Source organism: Streptomyces sp. NBC_01515, assembly GCF_045040345.1.
Taxonomy (GTDB): Bacteria; Actinomycetota; Actinomycetes; order Streptomycetales; family Streptomycetaceae; genus Streptomyces.
Window position 1 is genome coordinate 10,776,254 of sequence record NZ_CP109416.1, and the last position, 12,524, is coordinate 10,788,777.

At 69.8% G+C, this 12,524-nt stretch carries 11 protein-coding genes; 3 read left to right on the forward strand and 8 right to left on the reverse strand.

The features are described from left to right. Positions 1–244 precede the first annotated feature (244 nt). From OG407_RS47565 to OG407_RS47580, 4 genes are all read right to left on the reverse strand, one after another. Positions 245–976 carry an ABC transporter ATP-binding protein gene (locus OG407_RS47565; protein WP_405867444.1) on the reverse strand — a complete coding sequence of 244 codons (732 nt, stop codon included), beginning with the start codon at positions 974–976 and terminating at the stop codon, positions 245–247. Beyond that, positions 973–3,750, reverse strand: a complete 2,778-nt coding sequence (locus tag OG407_RS47570; RefSeq protein ID WP_405867446.1) for an ABC transporter permease subunit — start codon at positions 3,748–3,750, stop codon at positions 973–975. Before OG407_RS47570 ends, OG407_RS47565 begins: the two co-directional genes overlap by 4 nt. Before the next feature lie 30 nt (positions 3,751–3,780). Continuing rightward, on the reverse strand, positions 3,781–5,055 hold the full coding sequence (locus OG407_RS47575; protein ID WP_405867448.1) for an ABC transporter substrate-binding protein: 1,275 nt from the start codon (positions 5,053–5,055) through the stop codon (positions 3,781–3,783). Between the two features lie 383 nt (positions 5,056–5,438). Beyond that, complete coding sequence (locus OG407_RS47580; protein WP_405867450.1) at positions 5,439–5,906, reverse strand: hypothetical protein; 468 nt, start codon at positions 5,904–5,906, stop codon at positions 5,439–5,441. A gap of 145 nt (positions 5,907–6,051) precedes the next feature. Here OG407_RS47580 and OG407_RS47585 point away from each other — a divergent pair, with 145 nt between their 5' ends. Next, entirely contained in the window at positions 6,052–6,522 is a 471-nt protein-coding gene (locus OG407_RS47585; protein ID WP_405867452.1) for a cupin domain-containing protein, read from the forward strand. A gap of 56 nt (positions 6,523–6,578) precedes the next feature. On the opposite strand, the gene OG407_RS47590 is transcribed toward OG407_RS47585, so the two are convergent. Beyond that, positions 6,579–8,021 carry an SRPBCC family protein gene (locus OG407_RS47590; protein ID WP_405867454.1) on the reverse strand — a complete coding sequence of 481 codons (1,443 nt, stop codon included), beginning with the start codon at positions 8,019–8,021 and terminating at the stop codon, positions 6,579–6,581. Between the two features lie 58 nt (positions 8,022–8,079). Then, positions 8,080–8,361: a ferredoxin gene (locus tag OG407_RS47595; RefSeq protein WP_328675152.1), complete on the reverse strand. Its 282-nt coding sequence runs from the start codon at positions 8,359–8,361 to the stop codon at positions 8,080–8,082. 268 nt (positions 8,362–8,629) lie between these two features. Here OG407_RS47595 and OG407_RS47600 point away from each other — a divergent pair, with 268 nt between their 5' ends. After that, complete coding sequence (locus OG407_RS47600) at positions 8,630–9,610, forward strand: NAD(P)/FAD-dependent oxidoreductase (RefSeq protein ID WP_328675151.1); 981 nt, start codon at positions 8,630–8,632, stop codon at positions 9,608–9,610. A 60-nt stretch (positions 9,611–9,670) separates the two neighbouring features. On the opposite strand, the gene OG407_RS47605 is transcribed toward OG407_RS47600, so the two are convergent. Next, entirely contained in the window at positions 9,671–11,260 is a 1,590-nt protein-coding gene (locus tag OG407_RS47605; RefSeq protein ID WP_328675150.1) for an FAD-dependent oxidoreductase, read from the reverse strand. Between the two features lie 86 nt (positions 11,261–11,346). Continuing rightward, a complete protein-coding gene (locus OG407_RS47610) occupies positions 11,347–11,868 on the reverse strand; it encodes a VOC family protein (RefSeq protein ID WP_328675149.1) in 522 nt (173 codons plus the stop codon). Between the two features lie 172 nt (positions 11,869–12,040). On the opposite strand from OG407_RS47610, the gene OG407_RS47615 reads away from it, so the two are divergent. Continuing rightward, complete coding sequence (locus tag OG407_RS47615) at positions 12,041–12,517, forward strand: HepT-like ribonuclease domain-containing protein (RefSeq protein ID WP_405867457.1); 477 nt, start codon at positions 12,041–12,043, stop codon at positions 12,515–12,517. Positions 12,518–12,524: the final 7 nt, after the last annotated feature.

Here is a 12,524-nt window from a genome sequence, read left to right on the forward strand (position 1 = left end):
CGAGCGCCGGGTCGTCGTACCGGCTGCTGCCGGGAAGCCCGGGCGTCCTCACGCCGACACGCTTCGCGCGGGCGCTCCGGCCGGGTGCGGGCCCGGTCCTCGCCGCTGCTCCTCGGCCGCGTCCTCACTGTTCGTCATGTTCCGTCCCTCGTTCGTTCCGTCTCCGTGTCGCGACGGCCGCGACGATCCCTCCGTACCCGAGCGGACTAATGAGTATCCCTATTGCGAGGAATCAGGGGCGTGGTCAGGCGACCGGCTCCGGCGCCCGCTCGCCGAGATAGGCGCGCTCCAGCAGACCGGGGTCCGCCGCGAGTCCCGCGGCGGAACCGCTCAACACCGTCGCCCCGTGCACCAGGACCACCGCCCGGTCCGCCACGTCGAGCGCCAGCCTGACGTGCTGCTCGACCAGCACGACCGCCGTGCCGGTGTCCTCGGCGATCCGCCGTACGATCGGCAGCAGCTCCTCGACGATCACCGGCGCCAGCCCCATGCTCAACTCGTCGACGAGAAGCACCCGGGGGTCCTGGATCATGGCCCGGCCCAGGGCCAGCATCTGCTGCTCCCCGCCCGAGAGCATCCCGGCCGCGACCTTCAGCCGTTTTCCCAGTGCCGGGAAGAAGTCGAGCACCTGGTCCACGGTGCTGCCCCGGCGCCGCCGCGCGAGCGTCAGGTTGTCCCGCACGGTGAGCTGGGTGAACAGGGACCGGTCGTCGGGTACGAGGACCAGTCCCCGCCGGGCGGCCTCACGTGCCCGCCCGCCACGGATCTCCCGTCCGTCGAGCGTCACCGTTCCGTCGAGGCGCGGCAGCAGGCCGGCGAGGGTCGTCAACAGGGTTGTCTTTCCCGCCCCGTTGGGCCCCAGCAGGGCCGTGACCTCACCGGGGAGCAGCTTCAGGTCGAAGTCGCGTACCACCGGCCGTCCCTTGGCGTAGCCCGCGTCCACGCCCTCGCACCTCAGCAGTTCCGGCCCGGTCACTGGACGACCTCCCCACGCACCTCGTCGGTATCGGCGTGCGTCGCACCGAGGTAGGCGGTGGCGACGCGTGGATCGGCCTTGATCTCGGCGGGAGTTCCGTCCGCGATGACCTTTCCGATGTCCAGGACGACGATGCGGTCGCACACGTCCAGCACCAGCCCCATGTCGTGGTCGATGAGCAGGACCGTCACGCCGTCGGCCCGTACGGCCCGCAGCCGGTCGCCCAGCCAGCGGCTCTCGGTGCTGTCCAGGCCGGCCGCGGGTTCGTCGAGCAGCAGCATCCGGGGGCGGCCGGCCAGGGCGCGCGCGATGGACACCAACTGCCGCCTGCCCTGGGAGAGTTCACGGGCCGGCTGGGTGCGGAACCGGCTCAGGTGCAGCGTCTCGAACAGCCGGTTCCGCAGCTCAGGACCCTGCAGGGTGCCGACGTGGTCGCCGCCGTGCCGGGCCGCCGCCTCCCCGGCCAGCACGTTCTCCTCCACGCTGAGGTCCTCGTAGAGCTCGATGCCCTGGAAGGTGCGTCCGAGGCCCGCCCGCCCGCGTTGGTACGGCTTCAGCGAGGAGATCGTCCGGTTGTCGAACTCGACTGTTCCCGTGCTGCGGTTGTATCCGCTGATCGCGTCGAGGAGGGTGGTCTTCCCGGCGCCGTTCGGGCCGATCACGCCGACGATCTCGCCCGAGCGCACGTCGAAGGAGACGGAGTCGACGGCCACCACACCGCCGTAGCGGACCCCGACATCGCGTACCGCGAGGAGCACCTCGCCCGGTTCGGGAACGGGTGGGCGGGAGGACGGCACCGACTCGGCCAGGACGTCGGCGTCCTGGCCGAGGGCGGAGGGACGGCGCTTGCGCCGTAGCCGGGCCGACAGTTCGTGCGCCGGGCCGACTATGCCTTCCGGGTTCGTGATCACGGTGAGGACGAGGCCGATGCCCATGATCACGTCGTACCACTCGCCGATGGACAGGGCCCGGTCCAGGAGGACGGGCAGCAGACCGCCGGCCCCCATCACCCCGGCGACGAGGCCGCCGGACAGCGAGGTGACGCCGGCCAGGTAGGCGGTGGCGAACAGGCCGAGACCGCCGATCGCGGTGAACATCTCGGCGTCGGCGACGGTCTGCTGGTAGCCCAGCAGGGCGCCCCCGAGCCCGGCGATGAACGCTCCGATCGCGAACGCGACGATCTTCGTACGGGCGACGTCGATGCCCGCCGCCGCGGCCGACCGTTCGTTGGCGCGCACGGCGAGCATCGCGGCGCCGAGGCGGCTGCGGCGCAGCCACGCCACGCCCAGGCCGACGAGCAGCAGCACCACCAGACACAGCAATGCGAACGGGATGCGTGGATAGTCGTCGCCCGCTCCGATGCCCAGGTCGATCCCGAACAGGTGGGGCGAGGGCACCTTCGAGCCGCCCAGGCCGCCGTTGAGCTGCGTGTTGCGGAACCAGAAGGCCTCCAGAGCCACCGCGAGCGCGACCGTGACCACCGCCGCCGGCAGGCCACGGATCCGCAGCGCGGGCAGCCCGATCACCACCCCGATCACCGTCGCCGCCAAGGCCGCCAGCAACGGAGCGAACGGAAAGGGGATACCCCATTCGACGCTCAGCCTGCTCAGGCTGAACGCGCCGACCCCCGCCAGGGTCAGCTGCGCCAGCGAGATCTGCCCGGCGAACCCGGTGACGACCACCAGCGACAGCGAGATCACCGCCAGGGTCAGCGAGGTGATCACCGCCGCGCGGATGCTTCCGGTGGTCGCGAAGAGCACGACGACACCCAGGACCGTACTCACGACGGCCGGGACGAGGATGCGGTCGGGCCGGGGTGCCCGGCCCAACGCCTGCTGGATCAGCGAGCCGCGCGTGGGCAGCGGCCGTCCGCGCACCACGAGATAGGCCAGAATGACGGCCAGCGGCACCAGTTGGGCCAGACCGGCCTGGGGGAGCCACGACCACTTCCCCTGGAGGAACTGCACCTCCGACTGGAGCATCCCGATGACCAGACCCGCTCCCACGGCCGGGATCAGCGCCGTGAAGTTGCCGACCAGCGCCGCCGCCAGGGCCGGCACGATGAACAGCGTGTAGGAGACCGGGACCAGCGGCACGATCGGCGCGATCAGGATGCCGGACAGACCGGCGATGGCGGAGCTGAGCGCCCAGTTCGCCACCGCGATCCGCTCCGGCGACAGTCCGCTGACCAGCGCGCCCTTCTCCGACTCCGCCGCCGCCCGGGCCGTGAGCCCGAACCGGGTCAGCCGGAACACCAGCGCCAGGACGACGGTCAGTACGACGATCACGGCCGCGAACCACAGCCGGTCACCCGGGAGGAGTGAACCGCCCCAGGACACCGGGTCGTTGGGCAGGATGGCCTTGACCGACACCGCCCCCGTGCCCACCGCCGTGGCGAGCACGGCCTGGACCACCAGCATCACCCCGATCGACGCGACGGCCTTCGCCACCGGCGGTGCGGTGCGCAGCGGCCGGAAGACCAGCCCGTACAGGACCACCCCCAACAGGGCGGCGAGGACGAGGGAGATGGCCATCGCCGGGAAGAGGCCGAGCGGGCCGCCGAGCCCGACCGTCTTCGGCACCCCCGGCAACGGCACCAGCAACTCGCCCTGGCGCAGGAACGCGTAGGTGTACGCGCTGTACAACGCGGTCGCCCCGGTGGCGAAGTTGACCACGCCGGAACTGCGGAAGGTGAGCACGAGTGCCAGCGCGAGGGCGCCGAACACCGCCCCGCTTCCCAGGCCCAGCAACAGAAACACGACGTACTGGCTCATCGGCGAGACCGTCCCTTCCGGCTGCTGTGACTACCGCGCGAACAACGGACTGGGATCGACGACCCCCGTTTTTCCCACCTTGCCGTTGGACACCGTGCCGGTGACCTCCTTCGCCGAGCAGGCCGACGGCAGCCCCGGTACCGCCTTGGAGTCACAGCTGAACGTGATGCCGTGGCCGGCGGGCAGTACGACGTCCTTCGCGGAGTGCAGCGCCGCCGTGATCGTCTTCGACGAGACCGTGCCCGTCAGGCCGTGCAGCGCGCGCACCAGACCGAGCACGCCCTGGTATCCGATCGCCGCATAGCCCTGGGTCGGTGTGCTGGGGCTGTACGTCTTCATCACCTGGCGGTAGAGCCGGGCCTCGATGTCGTCGCCGGCCACGTCGAAGCTGCTGAACACCTGAAGGCCGTCCATGCCCGCGCCCACCGCGTCGACGACCTCGGGAGCCACACACGACTGGACGCTCATCCGGGCGATACCGGCCCCGAGCGTGCTCATCGCCTGGAGCACGGAGGTGCACACCGTCGACTCTCCTACGACGGCGACGGCGTCGGGCCTGTTGCGCAGCGCGGCACTCACCTGAGGAGAGGCGTCCGGTGTGCCCGCCGCTATCGTCACGATCTGCAGACCGACACCGGCCTTGGCGAAGACCGGCTTGCCGATGGCCTCGACGCCGCTGACCGCGGCGGGCGCGTCGATCACGAACGCGGCGACCTTCTTGTAGCCCTTCTCCTTCGCGTACGCGGCCATCGACGTCATGGTCGTCGGGAAACCTCCCGTCCACGAGAACGCGTTGGCGGTGGTGCCCTCGGAATTGCTGGCGGCGATGGACGTCGTCCAGGGAATGCCGGCCTGGGTCACGATCGGCACCATGGAGTCACCCAGACCACTGCTGGTCAGGACCACCGCGTCGACCTTCTGCTCGACCATCTGGTTCGCGCAGTCCCGTGCCGTCGCCGGCTCCTCCTTGGTCTTGCAGGTCACGAACTCGATCGGCCTGCCCGCGATTCCGCCGAGGTCGTCGTTCGCGTACTTCCGGGCCGCTTCCGCGGCCTCCCTGTTCTCGGGCTGACTGGTGGTGGCGCCGCCCTCGTTGGTGATGAGGCCGATCCTGACCGGCGCGCCGGTGGCCTTCTTCCCGGGGAAGGCGCTCGCCAGTGCGGCCGGTATTTTCGTGCTGCCCGCGGCGGCGGTGGCGCCGTCACCGCTACCGCCGCATCCCGCGAGCAGGACCGTGGTCGACACCAGCGCGACCGACGCGCGCGACCGGGTTGAGGAGAGGGCTCGTCCGACCGACTCGATCATGTCTGCGTCCCAACGTGTCGGCGAGTGCCCGGCACTCGCTGCGATCAGCGACCGGCGGCGCCGTGCGGCGACGCTGCCGTCCGAGAAAGTGAAGAGAGAGAGCCGCGCGTGGAGGTCGAACGGCACGAGGGCCGGGCGCCGCGGCAGACCATGCCGGCCGGCGTGCCGAGGGCTTGCCGAGGACTTCATGACCGGCGACGAGACGGACCTGCTCCGATGCGGGGAGAGGGATGGCCGATCTTCGGAAGCAGTGGCCCGTAAGCAAGAAGAGTATACGTAATTCAGCCACGCTGGAATGGGTCGTACCGGACTGGTCCAAGAGATCGGCCCCTCATGCGGCATCACGCCTGATATGAGGGGCCGTAATATATGGGGGGTGCTGTTCACTGGCCGCGATGGACCCAGCCCGCGTCGTGCCAGTACGTCTCCAGGTTCGCCATCGGCTCGGGCCAGGTCTCGATGTAGGTGACGCCCTCCAGGCCGGCCGTCATGAGATAGGGAGTCCCGGCCTTGCTGATCCAGAACTCGCCCGGACCGATGGTCCGGCTGCCCTCTTCCCCGTCCTTGCCCCAGGCGACATGGAACGCGCCGCCGAAGACGATGATCAGTTCGTCGAGGTTGTGATGGTGGCGGGGGACCGCGAAGTCCGGTGCGCACCGCAGGCCGTTCAGATTGAACGACGGGTCCACCTTCGTCGACCACCACATGTTCCCTTTGAAGGTCTGCTCCATGTCGACCGGCGCATCGGCCAGGAGACCGCCCTCACTCCACAGATACGTGGGAGCGGACTGGTCGACCGGCAGCTCGATCCAGCCCTCGTCCGACAGCAGATTGAAGAACTCGATTCCCATGCCCCGATAGTGGGGACCGGGGTGGGACGTGTCATGTGTGAATCCCGTTGGCCGGGACCGGGGTCCGGACCGGAGCCCGGCGGAGGGGTCCCGATGAGCGGAACCTCCCGGCGACACCGGATCAGGCCGCGCATACGGTCGCCGGGTGACTCTTACATTCGGTGATCTGGTGGAAGACGCGGACTGGGTTCCCATGCCCCTGGAGCAGCAGGGCCATCCGAACTACCTCTGGAACGACGGTGGCCTGCTGCGGGACGCCCCCGTGGACTTCGCGGCCACGTTCGACGGGGCGATGTGGGTGACCACCAAGCCCATCGACGTACCGCGCTTCAACCGCAACCCGCTGCGCGTACGCCCGGACTTCACGGTGCCCCGGCACCACCACAACGTCGACGAGATGCTCTTCGTCTTCGCCGGCGAGTATCACATCGAGCACTACGAAGCGGGCGAGCCGCAGACCGTGCGGGTGGGGCCGGGGGACTTCTTCCTCAGCCGGGCCGGCACTCCGTACACGATGACGGCGGGACCCGAGGGTGTCACCTACATCGAGACCTGGCCCAAGCCGGTGCGGGAGTTGGAGACGTACTGGCACGACGTCGGCTGGGTCCGGCGGTAGGTCCTCGACATGATCGTGTCCCGGCCCCTGGGGGCCGGGACCACGGATCGGCGGGGTCAGTCCGTCCAGAGGAAGCGGTCGGCGACCCGGTGGTGGTTGTAGATGGTCATCTCCTGCTCCTCGCTCAGCCGGTGCCCGTCGAAGCTGGGGGAGTGCATGCCCACGGTCACCTCCTTGGCGTTCATCAGGTCCTGCGTGAAGATCTCGCCGAGGTCGGCCTCACGGAAGTCCTCGAAGAACTGGGGCTGGAAGTCCCGCTTCTTGTCGTAGTCGGCCACGGGGATCTGGTCCAGGCTGAAGATCTCGAACAGGCAGCTGTCCGGGTCGAGTCCGTCGGGGCGCGCCCGGTAGCCGAACACCGATCCCTGGTTGGGCAGCAGGATCGTGTTCGGGAACACGTTCCACGCCGTACCGGCCTCGGCCCACTGCTGGGGCGTGATCTCCGGCCAGTCGTAGCCCTCGGCGAGCGACAACTCCTTGTACAGCTGGAGGTAGTACTGACCGGCAGTCATCCCCTCCGGCACCTCCGCGGTCTTCAGCGCCTCGGCGGCCCGCCGGCTCCGCTCGTTCTCCAGGCCGCGCATGTCGTCGGCGATGTACTGCACGCTCAGCGCCACGGCGAGCCGCTCGTCGGTGATGCCTCCCGTGCCGCCGCGGTCCGTCGGATCCTTGGCCGCGTTCTCGGGAGCCGTCTTCTCCTTCGGGCCGACACTCGAATAGTGCGCGTGCCGCTCGTACACGGTCGTGGGCGCCCACATCCGGTTCTCAAGTTCCTTCATCGAGGCGATGTTGGTGTTCGACTTGTCGAAGCGGTAGAGCTGCGGATGCGTTCCCGCTACGTGGTACGCCTCAAGGAATCCGTCCAGCGCGGTCTTCCAATTGCACGGCAGCAGCACGCTCTTGTGCCACCGGTAGCGCATGTTCTCGAACTGGAACGGCGCGAAGATCCGCGGGATCGGGTCGAGGTATTCGAGAAGCGGTTTCGCGTCGGGGTCCATGGTGATGAACACGAACCCGCCCCACTGCTCCGCCCGTACCTGGACCAGGCCCAGGTCGTCGTCCGAGCGCGGCACGAACTCCTCACGGTCCAGCACCAGCCTGATCGAACCGTCCAGGTTCCAACGCCAGCCGTGGAACGGGCAGATGAGCGAACCGACCCGCCCCCGGCCCCGCGCCAGCCGCGTACCGCGATGCCGGCACGCGTTGAAGTAGGCGCGGATCGAGTCCTTCGCCTCCCGCACGATCAGGATCGAATGACCACCGATCTCGTACTCGACGAAATTCCCGACACCCGGCAGTTCCTCCAGACGGCAGGCGAGCAACCACGCCCGCGTGAACACCTTGTCCAGTTCCAGCTTGAGGAACTCCGGGTCCAGATAACGGGCCTTGGGCACGAACGCACGCGAAAGCCGGTACTTCTCCGGGACCTTCTCGGCGGGAACATCGCCCTCGAACCAGGGGACTCGACGCTCCACTTGGGGCTCAACCACTGCAGACACCTCTGACCACTCCTCCACTCGACATGCGTGTACGGCTCCAGGCGGCCGCAAGGTGATGTCAGCCGGCGTCGGGGCCGGCGACCTCGGTCCCGTCGGCGCGCCGCACCACGTGGATGCAGTTGCCCGGGCACTCGTCGGCGGCGTCGATCACGTCGAGACGCAGCCGGTCCGCCACATCGGCCTGCGCGCCCTCCGGCGTCAGCAGTTCCCCGTCGGCGGCGTTCTTGACGTAGGCCAGGCCGTCACCGCCGAACTCGAAGACATCGGGGGCGTATTGGGTGCACAGACCGTCACCCGTGCACAGCTTCTGATCGATCCACACCCGCACCTCATCGCTCACGCGTGTCACCCTCCTTGTCCCTGTGGACGCCGTGCCGTCATCGCGGTGGCGGTGAAAACGACTCTCCACTCGGCGTCCGGGGCCGTCCACCGGCCGTCCCATCAGCCGGGACCTGCGCGGACAGCCCTGCTCGGGCCCGACCTACACTCAGCCGGCCGACCGCCCCCGCCGAGCCGTGCCCATCGCCGTGACGCCCTCACCCGTGCGCCACGGCGGGACGGATCCGCAGGCGGCACGCCCCGATCCACTCTCCCCAGGAGGCCGGCCCGTGGCCGAGACCGTGACCACAGACATCCTCATCGTCGGCGCCGGCCCGATCGGGCTCTACGGCGCCTACTGCGCGGGCTTCCGCGGACTGCGGACCGTCCTGGTCGACGCGTTGCCGCAGTGCGGGGGCCAGATCACCGCGCTCTACCCGGAGAAGGAGATCCGCGACATCGCCGCCGTCCCCGGCACCCGAGGCCGCGACGTCGTCACCGCCCTCAAGGACCAGGCCGACGCGTTCGACCCGGCCTACCTCCTCGGCCGCCAGGCCGTCGACCTCACCCACACGCCCGACGGACGCCCCCAGGTCACCCTCTCCGACGGCACCACCGTCGACGCCGGAGCGGTCGTACTGACCGCCGGGATCGGCACGTTCACGCCGCGCACCCTCCCGGCCGGGGAGGAGTTCCTCGGGCGCGGGCTGAGCTACTTCGTCCCGGACCCGGCCGAGCACGCCGACCGTGACGTCCTCGTCGTCGGCGGCGGGGACAGCGCCGTCGACTGGGCCCTCGCCCTGCACCCGATCGCCCGCTCGGTGACCCTCGTGCACCGTCGCGGCACCTTCCGGGCCCACGCGGCGAGCGTGCGCGAACTGCACGAACGCGGAGTCGACATCGTCACCAACGCCCAGGTGGAGACCCTGGCAGGCGACGACCTGCTGCGCCAGGCGCACCTGAAGGTCGACGGGGAAGAGGTCCGGGTGCTGAAGGTGGACGCGGTCGTGGCCGCCCTCGGCTTCATCAGCGACCTCGGACCACTCGCCGACTGGGGCGTCGAACTGGAGCGGCGCACGATCGTCGTCGACACCAGGATGCGCACCACGGTCGACCGGGTCTACGCCGCCGGCGACGTCACCGCGTACCCCGGCAAGGTGCGCCTGATGTCCGTCGGCTTCGGGGAGGTGGCGACCGCGGTCAACAACGCCGCCGTCGCCCTGGACCCCGCCCTGTCCCTGTTTCCCGGTCACTCGACCGAGTCCGCCTGAACACGGAACTCCCTCTCGAAGAGACCGCCTTCGAGAGGGAGTTGCACGTGCTCCGCGTGTCTACCGGCCGTCGTCCGCCATATCGACGGCGGCGATGTAGGAGAACGCCATCGACGAACCCACGGGACCGCCCGCACCCGGGTAGATCCGGCCGGACATCGGCGCCATCGTGTTCCCCGACGCGTACAGACCGGAGATCACCGAACCGTCGGGCCGCAGCACGCGCGCGTGCTCGTCCGTCTTCAGGCCCCCCTTGGTCCCCAGGTCGGACAGCACGATCGTGGCCGCGTAGAACGGCGCTTTGTCGATCACTCCCAGGCAGGGGTTGGGGCCGTCGGTGTGGGACCCCGCCATGTGCGTGATCATCAGGTCCCAGGGATCCTCACCGCGGCCGAACTGCTCGTCCTTGCCGTTGCGGGCGTACCCGTTGAACTGCTCGACGCTCTCGGTGAGCGCACCGGCGGGCAGACCGATCAGCTCCGCCAGTTCCTCCAGCGTGTCGGCCCGCTTCAGCACACCTGCGGCGAGGAACTTCTCCACGTCGAACCAGCCGGGCACCTGCGGTGCGACCGGCAGCCCGGCGAACGCCCGCTCGTTGTCGAGCTGGCGCTGGTCGAACACCCAGTGCGTGGGCAGGTGCGACACGTGCGAGGACCGGTGCGCCCTGAGCATCTCGTGACCGGCGCGGTCGTAGGGGAGACGCTCGTTGAGGTAGCGCTGTCCGGCGGAGTTGACCCAGATGCCGCTCCAGACCGACGTGTAGAACACCGGGCGGGTGTCGGGTACGACGAGGCCCGGCGCGAACCACGACTCGTCGAGCAGGTCCGTCGCGGCGCCGATGTCGATGCCCGCGGTGAGGGCGTCGCCGGTGTTGCCCTCGCAGCCCTGGGTCCACTCGTCGGTGACCCCGGGCTGGAACCGCTCACGCAGCGCGCCGTTCCGCTCGTACCCGCCGGCGGCGAGCAGGACGCCCCGCTCGGCACGGAAGGTCACCAACTCGCCCTCGCTCAGGGCCTCGACCCCGACGACCGCACCGTCCTCGACGATCAGGCGCTCCAGCGCGGTGTTCGTGCGCACCGTTCCGTTGCCGGTCTCCGTGAACGCGAGCAGCGCCCGGCCGATGAGGGCCTGCCCGCCGATCATCTCCGACGGGACCTCCACTCCCCAGCGTTCCGTCCACAGCGGCCTGCGCACCAGCGGTTCCAGGTCGCCGAGATCGGAACGGCTGAGGTTCTCGGGGAAGACCGTGCGGCCCTGGGGCAGGCTCCCCGGGCGTCCGGCGAAGTAGTCGGGCACGCCTTGCCAGAAGAACCGGCCGAACCGGGGGTTCTTCTCCAACTCCTCGATCAGGGTGGGACCGGCCTGGAGGAAGGCCTCCCGCAGTGCGGCCGGCGAGTCGTCGCCGACGATCGCGTCCAGGTAGGGGCGTGCGACGTCGGGGCCGTCCTCGACGCCGGCCCGCTGCTCGGCCGCGTTGCCGGGCAGCCAGATCCCGGCGCCCGAATAGGCCGTGGTCCCGCCGACGTACTCCGTCTTCTCGATCACCAGCGTGCGCAGCCCGCGGGAGGCCGCGGCGTACGCGCCGACCAGCCCCGCGCCCGAGCCGACGACGATGACATCGTAGGAATCAGCTGTGCCTGCGCCGCTCATGACGGTCCCTCTCGTGAAGTGTCGAGCATCGGACGGACACGGCCGACTCATGCGGAAGCGGACCGTGCCGAAAGAGAACAGCGCACTCAGTCGCGGCCCGCGTTCGACGCCGCCTCAAGGTGCGCGAACCCCTGGGCGGCCTCCTCGTCGAGCTCCATGACCTCCACGAAGTGCCCCAGCTCGGCCGTCATGTCGAGATACCCGAACCGGATGGCGCCGCTGTCCCCGTACTGCTTCCACGACCTGCCGCTCGCGGCGACGATCGCGGACGCCTCGTCGAAGTCGTCGACGCGGAAGCCCAGATGATGCAGCGTCGCCGGCTCCCCGGGCCTGACGGCCCCGCGATAGAGGTCGACCATGCCGCCGACCGGGCGGATGATCTCCAGGTTGGTCGGACCGGCGTTGACCAGGGCGACATCGATGACCCACTCGTCGGCGGGCACCCCGTCCACCACGACGAAGGTTCCGCGCGGGTCGTCGGCACCGGCGGGCGGCAGACCGCCGCCCAGCGACGACTTGAAGTGCTTGACGCACTGGACCGTTCCCAGCCTCGACTCCAGGAACGCCGCAGCGGTGTCGATGTCGTCCGTCACGTATCCAAGCTGCATGAAATTACGGAAGAGGTCACTCAACTGCCGCATTCCGTACCCACTTTGCCCTGGTGGTCCCGGTTGACCACGGGGGACGACTGTCCCCCCGGCGGCACCGGTCGTCCATCGGTTGTCCCACCAGACGGAATCGGGCGGTGGCCGCGCGGTCCGGGCGTGGCACGCTGCGGCGATGACCACATCGAGGGCAGGGGCGGCGCCGGTGACCGTGGACCGAGCGGCGATCGAGCACCGGCTCATCACCCTGCGCAAGGCGGTCGTACAACTCGACTCGCTCGGACGGCTGGACGGCGCGCGACTGGCGAACGACCCGGGTACCGGACTGGCCGTAGAGCGAGTCCTGGCCCTTCTGAACGACCTCGCCTTCGCCATCAACCGGCATGTCTCCGCAGGGGTGTTGGGCGAAGCGCCGCCGCGGACACCCGCCGCCTCGTTCGGCGCGGCCGAGCGGGCCGGGCTGATCGACGCCGAACTGGCCGCCGCCCTTGCGCCGGCGGACGGACCGCACCACGTCCTGGTGCAGCTGTATCTGGACGCCGAACCCGAGGAGGTCGCCGCGGTCGTGTCCGCCGCGCGGTCCGGCTACCGGGAGTACGTGCGGCAGGTCACCGGCTGGATCACCGCGAGCGCGCCGGACCGGGTGGTGTGAAGGTTCA

Coding starts and splice junctions, on each gene's coding strand:
- OG407_RS47570 (WP_405867446.1), bottom strand. CDS start 3,750: ATGAGCCAGTACGTCGTGTTTCTGTTGCTGGGCCTGGGAAGCGGGGCG.
- OG407_RS47575 (WP_405867448.1), bottom strand. CDS start 5,055: ATGATCGAGTCGGTCGGACGAGCCCTCTCCTCAACCCGGTCGCGCGCG.
- OG407_RS47580 (WP_405867450.1), bottom strand. CDS start 5,906: ATGGGAATCGAGTTCTTCAATCTGCTGTCGGACGAGGGCTGGATCGAG.
- OG407_RS47605 (WP_328675150.1), bottom strand. CDS start 11,260: ATGAGCGGCGCAGGCACAGCTGATTCCTACGATGTCATCGTCGTCGGC.
- OG407_RS47610 (WP_328675149.1), bottom strand. CDS start 11,868: ATGCAGCTTGGATACGTGACGGACGACATCGACACCGCTGCGGCGTTC.
- OG407_RS47615 (WP_405867457.1), top strand. CDS start 12,041: ATGACCACATCGAGGGCAGGGGCGGCGCCGGTGACCGTGGACCGAGCG.